The organism is Cupriavidus sp. FW305-F7 (assembly GCF_058782875.1).
Map to the genome: position 1 here is coordinate 131,728 of NZ_JBYSYC010000014.1, position 13,829 is coordinate 145,556.

13 protein-coding genes are annotated in these 13,829 nt (G+C 67.0%); 8 read left to right on the forward strand and 5 right to left on the reverse strand.

The genetic code is table 11. The annotated features are described in order from the left end of the window. Nucleotides 1-154 precede the first annotated feature (154 nt). The gene (locus AC3WL8_RS15590) at nucleotides 155-487 is read left to right on the forward strand and encodes a hypothetical protein (RefSeq protein ID WP_013955380.1); all 333 of its coding nucleotides are present in this window, start codon (nucleotides 155-157) and stop codon (nucleotides 485-487) included. A gap of 47 nt (nucleotides 488-534) precedes the next feature. Here the strand turns inward: AC3WL8_RS15590 and AC3WL8_RS15595 are convergent, their stop codons facing one another. Both AC3WL8_RS15595 and AC3WL8_RS15600 read right to left on the reverse strand, forming a co-directional pair. Then, complete coding sequence (locus AC3WL8_RS15595) at nucleotides 535-957, reverse strand: DUF3293 domain-containing protein (RefSeq protein WP_492378413.1); 423 nt, start codon at nucleotides 955-957, stop codon at nucleotides 535-537. 1 nt (nucleotide 958) lies between these two features. Then, nucleotides 959-1,627 carry a Crp/Fnr family transcriptional regulator gene (locus AC3WL8_RS15600; RefSeq protein WP_013955382.1) on the reverse strand — a complete coding sequence of 223 codons (669 nt, stop codon included), beginning with the start codon at nucleotides 1,625-1,627 and terminating at the stop codon, nucleotides 959-961. 276 nt (nucleotides 1,628-1,903) lie between these two features. Between AC3WL8_RS15600 and AC3WL8_RS15605 the strand changes: the two genes are divergently transcribed. From AC3WL8_RS15605 to AC3WL8_RS15635, 7 genes are all read left to right on the forward strand, one after another. Continuing rightward, nucleotides 1,904-3,862, forward strand: a complete 1,959-nt coding sequence (locus AC3WL8_RS15605) for an AMP-dependent synthetase/ligase (RefSeq protein WP_492378414.1) — start codon at nucleotides 1,904-1,906, stop codon at nucleotides 3,860-3,862. 14 nt (nucleotides 3,863-3,876) lie between these two features. Further along, the gene (locus tag AC3WL8_RS15610; RefSeq protein ID WP_013955385.1) at nucleotides 3,877-4,839 is read left to right on the forward strand and encodes an ABC transporter ATP-binding protein; all 963 of its coding nucleotides are present in this window, start codon (nucleotides 3,877-3,879) and stop codon (nucleotides 4,837-4,839) included. Between the two features lie 11 nt (nucleotides 4,840-4,850). After that, nucleotides 4,851-5,765, forward strand: coding sequence for a branched-chain amino acid ABC transporter permease (locus AC3WL8_RS15615; RefSeq protein WP_013955386.1), 915 nt, complete (start codon nucleotides 4,851-4,853; stop codon nucleotides 5,763-5,765). Nucleotides 5,766-5,789: 24 nt separating this feature from the next. Next, complete coding sequence (locus AC3WL8_RS15620; protein WP_013955387.1) at nucleotides 5,790-6,866, forward strand: branched-chain amino acid ABC transporter permease; 1,077 nt, start codon at nucleotides 5,790-5,792, stop codon at nucleotides 6,864-6,866. Between the two features lie 91 nt (nucleotides 6,867-6,957). Next, nucleotides 6,958-8,295, forward strand: coding sequence for an ABC transporter substrate-binding protein (locus tag AC3WL8_RS15625; protein WP_013955388.1), 1,338 nt, complete (start codon nucleotides 6,958-6,960; stop codon nucleotides 8,293-8,295). A gap of 193 nt (nucleotides 8,296-8,488) precedes the next feature. After that, complete coding sequence (locus AC3WL8_RS15630; protein WP_010814873.1) at nucleotides 8,489-9,307, forward strand: ABC transporter ATP-binding protein; 819 nt, start codon at nucleotides 8,489-8,491, stop codon at nucleotides 9,305-9,307. A 92-nt stretch (nucleotides 9,308-9,399) separates the two neighbouring features. Further along, nucleotides 9,400-10,650: a phenylacetate--CoA ligase family protein gene (locus AC3WL8_RS15635; RefSeq protein ID WP_013955389.1), complete on the forward strand. Its 1,251-nt coding sequence runs from the start codon at nucleotides 9,400-9,402 to the stop codon at nucleotides 10,648-10,650. Between the two features lie 131 nt (nucleotides 10,651-10,781). On the opposite strand, the gene AC3WL8_RS15640 is transcribed toward AC3WL8_RS15635, so the two are convergent. From AC3WL8_RS15640 to creC, 3 genes are all read right to left on the reverse strand, one after another. Further along, nucleotides 10,782-11,150 carry a YbaN family protein gene (locus AC3WL8_RS15640; RefSeq protein WP_013955390.1) on the reverse strand — a complete coding sequence of 123 codons (369 nt, stop codon included), beginning with the start codon at nucleotides 11,148-11,150 and terminating at the stop codon, nucleotides 10,782-10,784. Nucleotides 11,151-11,282: 132 nt separating this feature from the next. Then, a complete protein-coding gene (locus AC3WL8_RS15645) occupies nucleotides 11,283-12,260 on the reverse strand; it encodes an NAD(P)H-dependent flavin oxidoreductase (RefSeq protein WP_114133818.1) in 978 nt (325 codons plus the stop codon). A gap of 125 nt (nucleotides 12,261-12,385) precedes the next feature. Further along, nucleotides 12,386-13,822, reverse strand: coding sequence for a two-component system sensor histidine kinase CreC (gene creC, locus AC3WL8_RS15650; RefSeq protein WP_013955392.1), 1,437 nt, complete (start codon nucleotides 13,820-13,822; stop codon nucleotides 12,386-12,388). Nucleotides 13,823-13,829 lie beyond the last annotated feature (7 nt).

A 13,829-nucleotide genomic window follows, 5' to 3' on the forward strand; every position in this document is an offset into this window, starting at 1 on the left:
GGCCGCCTGCGGGCGGCCGCCGCTTTTTCCGGTGCCGGTTCCGGTCGCCGCCAAATCCCGCTTACACGGCGTTATATGCCGAAACACTCCGCCGCATCCGGTAACAGGAATGCGCGGTAGAGTGCACCGTTCCGTTTACGACAAGACAAGTTCCATGGCTCACCCGATTCTCTTTGCTGCGCTGCTCGCGGGCGCAATGTCCCTGCTGGCGGCCCGTTCGGCGATGGCTCATGTGGATGTGGGCGTGCAGGTCGGCGCGCCGGTCTATGTGGCCCCGGCCCCTGTGTATGTGGCGCCTCCGCCGCCCGTGGTCTATGCGCCGCGCTACCACGGCTGGCATGGCGACCGCTATTGGGACGGACGCCGCTGGTATGGCCGCGGTGAGTGGCGCGGGCGGCATCACCACTCTCATCACTATCGGGACTACGATCGCCATTACGGGCGCGGCCACGGCCATGGGCACGGGCACCGCGGCCACGGCCACTGACCCTCTCGCCGGCTGACGCGTCGCCACGACGCGGCGCGTCGCGGCGTTCAGCGCAGCAGCACCAGACGCGGCACCGCGTCCGCGCCGCTCCAGACCACCGCGTTCTGTTCGTATTTCTCGCCGAGTGCCCGGGCATCCTCCAGCGACAGCCCCAGCACCAGGAAGCTCGGCTCTGCCGGCCAGCCGTTGGCAGGATGCTCGCCGGCGGCTTCGATTGCGCGCAACCCCATCTTTGCCACGTCCCGCGCCAGCGCCTGCTGGCGCCGTGCGTTGGCGTCGTCGTCGCAGCGCAGGCTGAACGGGTTGGCGGCGGTAATGAAGGCGCTCGATGCCACGCCCAGCGCGCGGTGCAGCGCCGCCAGCGGGGCGCTGGGTTGGTCTACCAGCAATATCATCGGCAGGTCGCCCAGCACGCGGTAATGCGTCTCGCGATAGGCCTGCAGCGTGGCGGCATCGATGGCGCTGGCCATGTTATTCGCCGTACTGGCGCAACCCCTCCAGGTCCAGCACCTCGATCACGCCGTAGTCCACCCGCACCAGGCCCTGCTGTTCCAGCACCTTGAGCGCCTGGTTGGCGCGCTGGCGCGAAATGCCTGCAAGCAGGCCGATCTCTTCCTGCGAGATCTCCAGCGTCGTGCCGATCCCCGGATACAGGTGCTCATTGAACAGCGACGACACCGCGCGCGCCACGCGCGAATCGATGTCGAGCAGCCGTTCATATTCCACCGCCGCGATGAACTGTCCCAGGCGTTCGTTGAACTGCGTCAGCAGGAAGCGCGTGAACGGCAGGCTGGTATCCAGCAACCACAGAAAAGTGTCGCGCGGCAGGAAGGCGATGGTCGAGCGGCGCAGCGCCATCACGTCGTACTTGCGGATTTCCGACTTGAGCACCGCGCCTTCGCCGAACCAGCCGCCGGTGGGCACGCCGGTGAAGGTGACCGACTTGCCCGAGGGCGACACCGTGGTGATCTTGACGATGCCTTCGAGCACGCCCATCCAGTGCTCAGCCATGTCACCCTTGTGACAGACGTAGTCGCCCTGGGTGTACTCGTGCACGAACATGGCGCGGCGCACGCGTTCGCGCTGCTCGGGGCTCAGGTCTGCTGCCCATACGCAGCGGTCGACAAAATCGTTCAGCATGGCCTGCAGAAGCTCCCGTAGGGATTAACCCGGAATTGTCACCGGCGTGACAACCGGGGTTGTTGGCATGGGCTATCGTACGATCACAACGGAACCGCGGGTGCCACCAGCGGCACGCCGGGGCAAGGCGCAAGCCTTCCCGGCGGCCTGATGCAAGGCACACCGGGCTTGATGCCGGGCGGCAATTGCTGCCGGGCAAAGCAAGCCAAGTATAACGACCGGACCGGCGCTTGACACCGGGCGTGGATCCCCACGCCGGAGGGACAGGAGACAGCGATGCAGGAATCGTCGGCGACGACCTTCCCGCGATGGCTGCTGGCGCACGCCCAGCAGCGGCCGGATCATCCGGCTCACCGCGAGAAGGATCTCGGCATCTGGCAGACATACAGCTGGGCCCAGGCGGCCCAGCAGGTGAGGGCGCTGGCTTGCGGGCTGGCCGCGCTCGGCTTCAGGCGCGGCATGAACCTGGCGGTGGTGGGCGACAACCGCCCGCGGCTGTACTGGGCCATGACCGCGGCGCAGGCGCTGGGCGGCGTGCCGGTGCCGCTGTACCAGGACGCCATCGCCAACGAGATGGTCTACGTGCTCAACGATGCGGAAATCGAGTTCGCCATCGTCGAGGACCAGGAGCAGGTCGACAAGCTGCTGGAAGTGGAGGCGCAGCTGGCCGAGTCCGGCCGCGCCGTGCGCCACGTCATCTTTGAAGACCCGCGCGGCCTGATGGACTACGACCACCCGTCGCTGATGTCTTATGAACGGCTGCAGGAACTGGGCCGCGAGTTCGACCAGGCGCACCCGGGCTTCTATGACGAGGCCATCGCCGCCGGCCAGCCCGAAGACACCGCGATCATCCTCTATACGTCGGGCACTACCGGCAAGCCCAAGGGCGTATGCCATTCGCACTACGGCTTGATCGGCGCGGCGCGCAACGGCTGCGCCTTCGACAAGCTGAGCGCTGACGACGACGTGCTGTCCTACCTGCCGATGGCATGGGTGGGCGACAACCTGTTCTCCTACGCGCAGGCGATGGTGGCGGGCTTCACGGTGAACTGCCCGGAATCGCGCGAAACGGTGATGACCGACCTGCGCGAGATCGGCCCCACCTACTACTTTGCGCCGCCGCGCATCTATGAAGGGCTGCTGACGCAGGTGATGATCCGCATGGAGGATGCCGGCTGGATCAAGCGCAAGCTGTTCCACTGGGCCATGGATGTGGCGAAGCGCTGCGGCACCGATATCCTTGACGGCCAGCCGGTATCGCTCGCGGACCGCGCGCGCTACGCCCTGGGCGAAGTGCTGGTCTACGGCCCGCTGCGCAATGTGCTGGGCATGAGCCGCATCCGCGTGGGCTATACCGCGGGCGAGGCGATCGGACCGGACCTGTTCCGCTTCTACCGCTCGATCGGCGTGAACCTGAAGCAGTTCTACGGCCAGACCGAGACCTGCGCCTATGTGTGCCTGCAGCCGGACGGCAAGGTCAAGTTCGATTCCGTAGGGCCGGCCGCGCCCGGCATGGAAATCCGCATCGCCGACAACGGCGAGGTGCTGGTGCGCGGCGTGGGCCTGCTCAAGTCCTACTACAAGCGCGACGACGCCACGCGCGAGGCCATCAACGACGAGGGCTACTTCATGACCGGGGACGCCGGTGTGATCGACGCCGACGGCCACCTGAAGATCATCGACCGCGCCAAGGACGTGGGCAAGCTGGCCGATGGCTCGATGTTCGCGCCCAAGTACATCGAGAACAAGCTCAAGTTCTTCCCGTACATCAAGGAAGCGGTGGCCTTCGGCAGCGACCGCGACCAGGTCTGCGCCTTTATCAACATCGACTTCGAGGCCGTGGGCAACTGGGCCGAGCGCCGCCACCTGCCGTATGCCGGCTATGTCGACCTGGCCGCGCAGCCCGACGTGCTGGAAATGATCGGCGAGTGCGTGAACCAGGTGAATGCCGATCTGGCCAACGACCCGATGCTGGCCGGATCGCAGGTGGCACGCTTCCTGGTCCTCCACAAGGAACTGGATCCGGACGACGACGAGCTCACGCGCACGCGCAAGGTGCGCCGCGGCTTTATCGCCGACAAATACGGCGTGCTGGTGGAGGCGCTCTATGCGGGCAAGTCCGAGCAGTTCATCGAGACGCGCGTCAAGTTTGAAGACGGGCGCGAGGGCAGCGTGTCGGCCACGCTGAAGCTGGTCAATGCGAAGCGCCTGCCTGTGGCGGCGCGCGCGGCATGAGCGAGGGCAGCAAGATGACGCAAGTAGCCTGGCAAGGCGCGGGGCAGCGCGAATGGGCGGGGACGGCACGCACGGATGCCAGCGGCACGGGCAGCGGCGGCGCGATCGCCCCGGCAGGCCCGATGTCTCCCGCGGGTCTGGCGGATGACAGCGGCGCGCATCCCGGCACGCAGCGCGCACAGCGCACCGGCGAGCAGGCGCGCACCGGCGGCGAGGTGATCCTGGACCTGCAGCATATCTCGCTGTCGTTCGGCGGGGTCAAGGCGCTGACCGATATCTCGTTCGATGTGTGCGAGCACGAGGTGCGCGCCATCATCGGCCCCAACGGCGCCGGCAAGAGCTCGATGCTCAACGTGATCAACGGCGTCTACCACCCGCAGCAGGGACGCATCGTGTTCCGCGGCGAGGAGCGCAAGCAGATGCACCCGACCGCCGCGGCGCGCCAGGGCATTGCGCGCACCTTCCAGAACATCGCGCTGTTCAAGGGCATGACGGTGCTGGACAACATCATGACCGGGCGCAACACGCAGTTCCGCACCGGGCTCTTCGCCCACGCGCTGTGGTGGGGCCCGGCGCGCAACGAAGAGATGCGCCATCGCCAGAAGGTCGAGGAAGTGATCGACTTCCTCGAGATCCAGTCGATCCGCAAGACCCCGGTGGGGCGCTTGCCGTATGGCCTGCAGAAGCGCGTGGAGCTGGCGCGCGCGCTCGCGGCCGAGCCCTCGATGCTGCTGCTGGACGAGCCCATGGCCGGCATGAACGTGGAAGAGAAGCAGGACATGTGCCGCTTCATCCTGGATGTGAACCGGCAGTTCGGCACCACCATCGTGCTGATCGAGCACGACATGGGCGTGGTGATGGATATCTCCGACCGCGTGGTGGTGCTCGACTACGGCAAGAAGATCGGCGACGGCACGCCGGACGAGGTCAAGGGCAACCCTGACGTGATCAAGGCGTACCTGGGCACTTCGCACTGAGGCTCTGAACCATGACGTTCTTCTTTGAAATCCTGATCGGCGGCTTGCTCTCGGGCCTGATGTACTCGCTGGTGGCGCTGGGCTTCGTGCTGATCTACAAGGCCTCAGGCGTGTTCAACTTCGCGCAGGGCGCGATGGTGTACTTCGCCGCGCTGGCGGTGGTGGGGCTGATGGACAAGGGCCTGCCGATGTGGGCCGCGGTGATCGGCGCCTTCGTGGTGATGATCCTGGTCGGCATGAGCACCGAGCGCTTCGTGCTGCGCAAGCTGGTCAACCAGCCGCCGATCACGCTGTTCATGGCGACCATCGGGCTATCATTCTTCCTCGAAGGCCTGGGGCCGCTGCTGTTCGGCAATGAAGTGCGCCCGATCAACCTGGGCATCGTCGACGAGCCGATCGAATCGATCCTGACCAACTTCAATATCGTGCTGTCCAAGTTCGACATCGCGGCGGCGGCCATCGCCGGCGTCCTGGTGGGATCGCTGGCGCTGTTCTTCCAGTACACCAAGGTCGGCCGCGCGCTGCGCGCGGTGGCCGACGACCACCAGGCGGCGCTGTCGCTGGGCATCCCGCTGCAGAACATCTGGGCCATCGTCTGGGGCGTGGCAGGCTTCGTTGCACTGGTGGCCGGCATGCTGTGGGGCTCGCGCAATGGCGTGCAGTTCGCGCTCACGCTGACCGCGCTCAAGGCGCTGCCGGTGCTGATCCTGGGCGGCTTCACCTCGGTGCCGGGCGCCATCGTCGGCGGGCTGATCATCGGCGCCTCGGAGAAGCTGGCCGAGATCTATATCCCGCCGGTGTTCCAGTCGATGTTCGGGGGCAACTTCGGCGGCATCGAAGGGTGGTTCCCGTATGTGTTCGCCCTGCTGTTCCTGCTGGTCCGCCCCGAAGGGCTGTTCGGCGAGAAACACATCGATCGCGTCTGACCGACTTCGCACAGGAGACTTACCATGTTTTATCGTGAAGCCGGCCAGTTCAAGACCAGCTACGTCGCCGACAGCCAGATCTTCCCCATCCGCCAGGACCGCATCGGCTTTGCCGTGCTGATGGCCGTGGCCTTCGTGGCGATCCCGTTCGTCGGGTCGGAGTACTGGTTCTCGGCCATCCTGATCCCATTCCTGATTTTCTCGCTGGCGGCGCTGGGCCTTAATATCCTGACCGGCTATGCCGGCCAGCTGTCGCTCGGCACCGCAGCCTTCATGGCCGTGGGCGCCTACGCGGCCTACAACTTCCAGCTGCGCATCGAAGGCATCCCGGTGCTGCTGTCATTCCTGCTGGCCGGGCTGTCGGCGGCGCTGGTGGGGGTGGCCTTCGGCCTGCCGTCGCTGCGCATCAAGGGCTTCTACCTCGCCGTGGCGACGCTGGCGGCGCAGTTCTTCGTGGTGTGGGCGCTGACCAAGTTCCCCTGGTTCTCCAACAACAGCTCGTCGGGCGTGATCACGGCGCAGCGGCTGGACCTGTTCGGCGTCGCCATCGACACCCCGCTGAAGAAGTACCTGTTCGTGCTGGCCATCGTCACGGTGCTGGCGCTGGCCGCCAAGAACCTGGTGCGCTCGGCCACCGGGCGCGCGTGGATGTCGGTGCGCGACATGGACGTGGCGGCCGAGGTGATCGGCATCCCGCTGATGCGCACCAAGCTGCTCGCGTTCGCGGTCAGCTCGTTCTACTGCGGCGTGGCCGGCGCGCTGTATGCGTTCTGCTACCTGGGCTCGGTCGAGCCCGACGGCTTCTCGCTGGACCTGTCGTTCCGCGTGCTGTTCATGATCATCATCGGCGGCGTGGGCAGCATCCTGGGCTCGTTCCTGGGCGCGGCCTTCATCCTGCTGCTGCCGATCTTCCTGGACAACGTGCTGCCGCCGCTGGCCGCGCTGCTGCACCTGCCGTTCACCAATGCCACCGTGTCGCACATCCAGCTGATGGTGTTCGGCGGGCTGATCATCTTCTTCCTGATCGTGGAGCCGCACGGGCTGGCCCGGCTGTGGCAGATCGCCAAGGAAAAGCTGAGGCTGTGGCCGTTCCCTCATTGACGGGAGGGGTGCCTGTGTTACCGCAGTTCCTGTGTGAAGTTCTGAAGCTTACGCATAACGAAACGCTCCCTTGAGGGCGATGGAGACTGTCATGACCAACCTGATTCGCAATGTGCAACGCGCCGCCCTGGTGGTCAGCGCCGCGGCGGCACTGCTGGCGCCGGCGGCGCCGGCCATGGCGCAGAGCAACGAGCAGTTCGTGGCGCTGCCAAGCTACCGCGTGGGGCCGTATGGCGCCAACGGGCAGTCCTGGTATGGCGGTTTCATCGACTACCTCAACTACGTCAATCTGAAGGAAGGCGGCGTCAACGGCGTCAAGCTGTCGTGGGAAGAGTGCGAGACCGAGTACAACAACGCCAAGGGCGTGGAGTGCTATGAACGCCTGAAGTCCAAGAACGCCACCACCAAGGGCACCGCCTACCACGCCATGTCCACCGGCATTTCGTACGCGCTGGTCGACAAGACCGCCGCCGACAAGGTGCCGCTGGTGATGATGGGCTACGGCCGCACCGACGCGGTGGATGGCTCGGTGTTCCCGTACGCGTTCCCGCTGGTGACCACGTACCAGATGCAGGTCTCGGCCATCGTCAAGTACCTGGCCTCGAAGAACGGCGGCTCGCTGGCCGGCAAGAAGATCGTCTACCTGTACCACGACTCGGCCTATGGCAAGGAGCCGATCGTGGCGCTGCAGGCCGAGGCCAAGCTGGGCAAGTTCAACCTGGTGGAGATCCCGGTGGCGCACCCGGGCAACGAGCAGGGCGCGCAGTGGCTGAAGATCCGCCAGGAGAACCCCGACTACGTGATCTTCTGGGGCTGGGGCGTGATGAACCAGACCGCGCTGAAGGCCGCGCAGAAGGTGGGCTTTGCGCGCGACAAGATAATCGGCTCGTGGTGGGCCGGCTCGGAAGAAGACACGGTGCCGGCGGGTGATGCGTCCAAGGGCTACATGAGCGCCACCTGGAACGTGGCGGGCCGCAACGTGCCGCTGATCGCCGATATCGACAAGGTGGTCTACGGTGCCGGCAAGGGCAATATGCAGGACAAGAACAAGGTGGGTTCGGTGCTGTACAACCGCGGCGTGTCGGCGGCGGTGGTGACGGTGGAAGCGGTGCGCGTGGCACAGGCCAAGTTCGGCAAGGGCAAGCCCATGACCGGCGAGCAGATGCGCTGGGCCTTCGAGAACCTGAACCTGACCAACGCGCGCCTGCAGCAACTCGGCGCCACCGGCCTGCTGCCCGAGATCAAGACCAGCTGCGACAACCACGAGGGTTCGGGCAAGGTCAAGATCCAGCAGTGGGATGGCACCAAGTGGGTGGTGGTGTCGGACTGGATCGAGGGCAACAAGAGCCTGATCCACCCGCTGTTCAAGGCCACGGCGGCGCAGTACGCGAAGGAGAAGGGGATTACTCCGGCTTGTTCGAAGTCTTGAGAGGCCGCCCGAATCCCGACTGGGTTCTCCCCTCTCCCGCTTGCGGGAGAGGGGCGGGGGTGAGGGCCGGCGCTGGCAATAGCGAGCGCGTTCACTTCGTGGCAGCGCCCGCCCTCACCCCAACCTTCTCCCAGAGGGAGAGGGAGTACCCAATAGGCAAGCTGGAAACCGCAACACCAACACGAGCCGCACCATGAGCCTTCTGTCCGTCAACAATATCGAAGTCATCTACGATCACGTGATCCTGGTGCTCAAAGGCGTCTCGCTCGAAGTGCCGGAAGGCAAGATCGTGGCGCTGCTCGGCGCCAACGGCGCGGGCAAGACCACCACGCTCAAGGCCATCTCCAACCTGCTGCAGGCCGAGCGCGGCGATGTCACCAAGGGCTCGATCGAATATCGCGGCGACCGCGTCGACCAGCTCACGCCCAACGACCTGGTGCGCCGCGGCGTGATCCAGGTGATGGAGGGGCGCCACTGCTTCGCGCACCTGACCATCGAAGAGAACCTGCTCACCGGCGCCTACACGCGCGGCCTGTCGCGCGGCCAGACGCGCGACGAGCTGGAAAAGATCTACGAGTACTTCCCGCGGCTGAAGACGCGCCGCAAGTCGCAGGCCGGCTACACCTCTGGCGGCGAGCAGCAGATGTGCGCGATCGGCCGGGCCATGATGGCCAAGCCGGCGATGATCCTGCTGGACGAGCCTTCGATGGGGCTGGCGCCGCAGATCGTCGAGGAGATCTTCGAGATCGTGCGCGGCCTGAATTCGCGCGAGAACGTCAGCTTCCTGCTGGCCGAGCAGAACACCATGGTGGCGCTGCGCTATGCCGACTACGGCTACATCCTGGAAAACGGCCGCGTGGTGATGGACGGCGACGCCGAATCGCTGCGCACCAACGAGGATGTCAAGGAGTTCTACCTGGGCGTGGCCGCCAACGATGCGGACGACGGTGCCGGGCGTAAGTCGTTCCGCGATGTGAAGAGCTACCGGCGCAGGAAGCGCTGGCTGGCCTGAGCCGACGTAAGCCGACCCAATTTATCCGGCATTGCCACCACGCGCCTGTGGCGCGACAGCATGCCGCATCCCATTCCCTGACGCACAGCACCATGCCAGAACACTTCGATTCGCTCGAAACCCGCGCGCCGGAAGTCCGCGAGCAGGCGCTCCTTGCCGCCCTGGCACGCCAGGTGGCACATGCGCGCGACAACGCCCCTTACTTTGCCGAGATGCTGAGCGGGGTCGATCCGCGGCTGCTGACCTCGCGCGCGGCGCTGGCGGCGCTGCCGGTCACGCGCAAGTCGGACCTGACCGCGCGCCAGCGCTTGCTGCCGCCGCTGGGTGGCCTGAACGCGACCCCGCTGGGCAAGTTGCGCCATGTGTTCCAGTCGCCCGGCCCGATCCACGAACCCGACGGCCACGACGCCGACTGGTGGCGCGTGGCCCGCGCCATGCATGCGGCGGGCTTCCGCGCCGGCGAGCTCGTCTACAACACCTTCTCCTACCACTTCACCCCGGCCGGCATGATGATGGAGACCGGCGCGCACCGGCTGGGCTGCTGCGTGTTCCCGGCCGGTGTCGGCCAGACCGATTCGCAGGTGCAGGCGCTGGCCAGCCTGCAGCCCACGGCCTACGCCGGCACGCCGTCGTTCCTGAAGCTGCTGCTGGAGCGCGGCGACGAACTGGGCACGCCCTGCACCAGCCTGGCCAAGGCGCTGGTCTCGGGCGAGGCGTTGCCGCCGTCGCTGCGGGCCTGGTTCCAGGCGCGCGGCGTGCGCGTGCAGCAGATGTATGGCACCGCGGACGTCGGCCTGATTGCCTATGAGACCGAGGGCGGCGACGGCTGGGTGGTGGACGAGGGCGTGCTGGTAGAGATCGTCGAGCCCGGCGGTTCCCGGCCGATGCCCGAGGGCGAGACCGGCGAGGTGGTGGTGACGGTGCTGGGCAACGGCGACTACCCGCTGATCCGCTTCGGCACCGGCGACCTGTCGGCCATCGTGGCGGAGTCGTCGCAACGGCCCAGCCCGTGCGGGCGCACCAATATCCGGCTCAAGGGCTGGCTGGGCCGTGCCGACCAGGCCACCAAGGTCAAGGGCATGTTCGTGCATCCGGGGCAGGTGGCGGACGTGCTGCGGCGGCATCCGGAGATTCGCGTGGCGCGGCTGGTGGTGACTGGCGACCCTGGCGCGGACGTAATGACGCTGCGCTGCGAGGCTACGCGCGAGGATGGTGACTTGCAGCGTGCGGTGGCGGAATCGCTGCGCGAGGTGATGCGGCTGCGCGGTGAAGTGGCCTTCGTGGCGGCGGGGTCGTTGCCGCAGGATGGGAAGCTGATCGAGGATGCGCGCAGCTACGATTGAGTTGGGTGGCGGCTGGCAGGATCGACTTCGTTGATACCCCGGCCGTCTCCCCCAGCCCTCTTCCGCAGGCGGGAGAGGGCTGGGGGAGACGGCCGGTGCGTGGAGTGACGCGCCTTAGTACGCCCGCGCTTTCAAGACTTCCCCCCCTCCACCGGCCGCGTCGGCAGCCTGACCATCCACACACTCACCCCCACCGCACAAGCCAGCAGCGCCGCCGAAGCAATCGGCCGCGCCCGCAGCAGCCACGCGGTCGTCCCCATCGACGCCCACATCATCGACAACGCCAGGCATTTGGCCCGCAAGGGAATGCTGCGATAGCGCTGCCAGTCGCTGACCAGCGGCCCGAAGCGCGGATGCCCTAGCAGCCACTCATGGAAGCGCTGGGACCCCCGCGCGAAGCATGCCGCGGCCAGCAGCACGAATGGCGTGGTTGGCAGCACCGGCAGGAAGATGCCGATCACCCCCAGCAGCAGGAAAGCCGCACCCAGCACCACCCACATGGCGCGCAGCGCCTGCTGCCGGCGGCTCAGTGTGGCGACGGCGTCTGGAGCGGAATCGGGCGGGGTGGCGGGGCTAGGACCAGGCAATGGATGGAGCAAGGGCCGCAACAGCGGCCCCGTGGTGACTGGGGTTTAGCGCGCGATACCTAGGCGCGCCTTGGCGGCATCGTACTCCGCTTTCATGCGCACGACGATTTCGCCGGCGGTGGGGATGTCGTGGATCTGGCCCACGCCCTGGCCGGCGCCCCACACGTCCTTCCACGCCTTGGCCTTGGAGGCGCCGCTGGAGAAGTCCATCTTGCTCTTGTCGGCCACCGGCAGGTTGTCCGGATCCAGCCCCACGTTGCTGATGCTTTCGCGGATGTAATTGCCGTGCACGCCGGTGAACAGGTTGGTGTAGATGATATCGGCGGCGGCCGAACTGGTGATCGACTGCTTGTACGTCTCTGCCGCGTGGGCCTCCTGCGAGGCGATAAAGCGCGTGCCCACGTAGGCAAAGTCCGCGCCCATGGCCTGCGCGGCCAGCACCGCCTCGCCGGTGGCGATCGAACCCGACAGCGCGATCGGGCCGTCGAAGATCTTGCGCACCTCGCCCACCAGCGCGAACGGCGACAGCATGCCGGCATGGCCGCCGGCGCCGGCCGCCACCAGGATCAGGCCGTCGACGCCGGCCTCGATCGCCTTCTCGGCATGGCGCAGGCTGATCACGTCGTGCAGAACGATGCCGCCGTAGCTGTGCACCGCGTCGATCATTTCCTTGACCGGGGCGCGCAGCGAGGTGATGAAGATTGGCACCTTGTGGTCCACGCACACCTTCACGTCGTGTTCCAGCCGCGCGTTCGAGGTATGCACGATCTGGTTGACCGCGACCGGGCCCACCTGCGCGCCCGGGTTGGCGGCCTTGAAGGTGGCCAGCTCGCCTTCGATCTGGGTGAGCCACTCGTCGAGCAGTTCCGCCGGGCGCGCATTGAGCGCCGGGAACGAGCCGACGATGCCGGCCTTGCACTGCGCCAGCACCAGCTCCGGGTAGCTGACGATGAACATGGGCGAGGCGATGACGGGCAGGGCCAGGTTCTGCAGGGCCTGGGGCAGTTGCTTGGCGGCGGGCATGGTGTCTCCTGAACTACTGGGCGGGCCTCGCGGGCGCCCTAAATGAACGGTCGTTCGATTATAGGGAGTTTCAGCGCGATCACGTTAGAAGCCCCAGTCTATGCCGGTTCGGTCACCTCGTGGAACTATGCTGCCGGAAGGGTCAGTTCCGCCAGCGCGCCGCCGCCGGGGCGGTTGGCCAGCGTGACATCGCCATGATGCAACGTTGCCACCTCGCGTGCAAAGCACAGGCCCAGGCCGGTGCTCTTGTCCGCACCGTGCGGGCGCGGCAGCGAATAGAAGCGCTCGAACACGCGCGGCAGGGCGTAGTCGGGGATGCCCGGGCCCTGGTCGGCGACGGCGATGGCCAGCGCGCCGCCGCGGCGCTCCAGCCGTACCGTGACTTCGCTGTCCGGCGGGGCGAAGTCGATGGCGTTCTCCAGCAGGTTTGCGATGGCCTGGCGCAGCAGGAACGGATCGCCGGCGACCAGGTCCGGGCTGGCGTCGGCGGCCAGCCGCAGCGTCACGCCGCGCTGGCGCGCGCGCGGCTCCAGCTCGCTGCCCAGTTGCGCCAGCAGCGGGGCCAGCCGCACCGGCTCGCGCACTTCCAGGCGCTGGCGCTGCTCCACGTCGGCCAGCGCCAGCAGCTTGCGGATCATGGTTTCAAGCCGTCCGGATTGCGCGCGGATATTGGCGACGAAGCGCTGGCGGTCCGCCGCCGGCATCTCTTCCTGCAGCAGTTCGGCGGCGCCGCCGATCGCGGCCAGCGGACTTTTCATCTCATGGGTCAGCGTGTGGATGTAGTGCTCGACATACTGCTTGTCTTCCAGCCGCTCGCGCATGCCCTGCACCGCGCGGCCCAGCTCGGCCAGCTCGCTGCCGCCGCGCAGCGGCATCTCGGCGCGCTCGCCGGCCGCCACCGCGCGCGCGTACCCGCGCAGCCGGCTCAGTCCATGCGCCAGCCACAGCGTGCAGGCCAGCCCGATCACGCAAGCGGCGCCGATCAGCAGGCCGCCGTAGAGCAGGATCTTGCGCTGGCTGCGCTCGATAAAGGGCGCCATTGCCGCATTGGGCTTGGCCACGGTCAGCACGCCGATGATGCGCTCGCCGTCCCCGTCGCGTATTGGCGCGGCCACGTGCATCACGGTGCTGGCCTCGTCGTCGGGGTCGGTGCGCGTGCTGCGCGCGCCGTACTTGCCGCGCAGCGTCAGGTAGACATCGTTCCAGCGCGAATAGTCGCGGCCCACGTCAGTGCCGGTGGAGTCAAAGCGCACGATGCCCCTGGCATCGGTCACGTAGATGCGGTAGCCGATGCTGTCCTTGTGCAGGCCCGACACATCGGCGTCCACCGGCAGGTCGCGCAGCGCCGCCATGTGCCGCGCGAATTCGCCGTCGGCAATGCGGCCGGCCTTCATGTCGTCGGCGGCAAGCGCCGCCAGCACGTGCGCGGTGTCGATCAGCGTGTCTTCCATGGCCTGGCGCACGCCGGGCTTGACCTCCTGCACGAACACGCGCAGCGTCAGCACCGTGGCCAGTCCCACGATCAGGAAGAAGCCGAAGAAGATGCGCAGGCCGATATGCATGGCGTGC

Excerpts from the sequence above, each read along its gene's own strand:
- AC3WL8_RS15590 (WP_013955380.1), top strand. The coding sequence starts at position 155 with ATGGCTCACCCGATTCTCTTTGCTGCGCTGCTCGCGGGCGCAATGTCC.
- AC3WL8_RS15595 (WP_492378413.1), bottom strand. The coding sequence starts at position 957 with ATGGCCAGCGCCATCGATGCCGCCACGCTGCAGGCCTATCGCGAGACG.
- AC3WL8_RS15600 (WP_013955382.1), bottom strand. The coding sequence starts at position 1,627 with ATGCTGAACGATTTTGTCGACCGCTGCGTATGGGCAGCAGACCTGAGC.
- AC3WL8_RS15605 (WP_492378414.1), top strand. The coding sequence starts at position 1,904 with ATGCAGGAATCGTCGGCGACGACCTTCCCGCGATGGCTGCTGGCGCAC.
- AC3WL8_RS15610 (WP_013955385.1), top strand. The coding sequence starts at position 3,877 with ATGACGCAAGTAGCCTGGCAAGGCGCGGGGCAGCGCGAATGGGCGGGG.
- AC3WL8_RS15615 (WP_013955386.1), top strand. The coding sequence starts at position 4,851 with ATGACGTTCTTCTTTGAAATCCTGATCGGCGGCTTGCTCTCGGGCCTG.
- AC3WL8_RS15620 (WP_013955387.1), top strand. The coding sequence starts at position 5,790 with ATGTTTTATCGTGAAGCCGGCCAGTTCAAGACCAGCTACGTCGCCGAC.
- AC3WL8_RS15625 (WP_013955388.1), top strand. The coding sequence starts at position 6,958 with ATGACCAACCTGATTCGCAATGTGCAACGCGCCGCCCTGGTGGTCAGC.
- AC3WL8_RS15630 (WP_010814873.1), top strand. The coding sequence starts at position 8,489 with ATGAGCCTTCTGTCCGTCAACAATATCGAAGTCATCTACGATCACGTG.
- AC3WL8_RS15635 (WP_013955389.1), top strand. The coding sequence starts at position 9,400 with ATGCCAGAACACTTCGATTCGCTCGAAACCCGCGCGCCGGAAGTCCGC.
- AC3WL8_RS15640 (WP_013955390.1), bottom strand. The coding sequence starts at position 11,150 with ATGTGGGTGGTGCTGGGTGCGGCTTTCCTGCTGCTGGGGGTGATCGGC.
- AC3WL8_RS15645 (WP_114133818.1), bottom strand. The coding sequence starts at position 12,260 with ATGCCCGCCGCCAAGCAACTGCCCCAGGCCCTGCAGAACCTGGCCCTG.
- creC (WP_013955392.1), bottom strand. The coding sequence starts at position 13,822 with ATGCATATCGGCCTGCGCATCTTCTTCGGCTTCTTCCTGATCGTGGGA.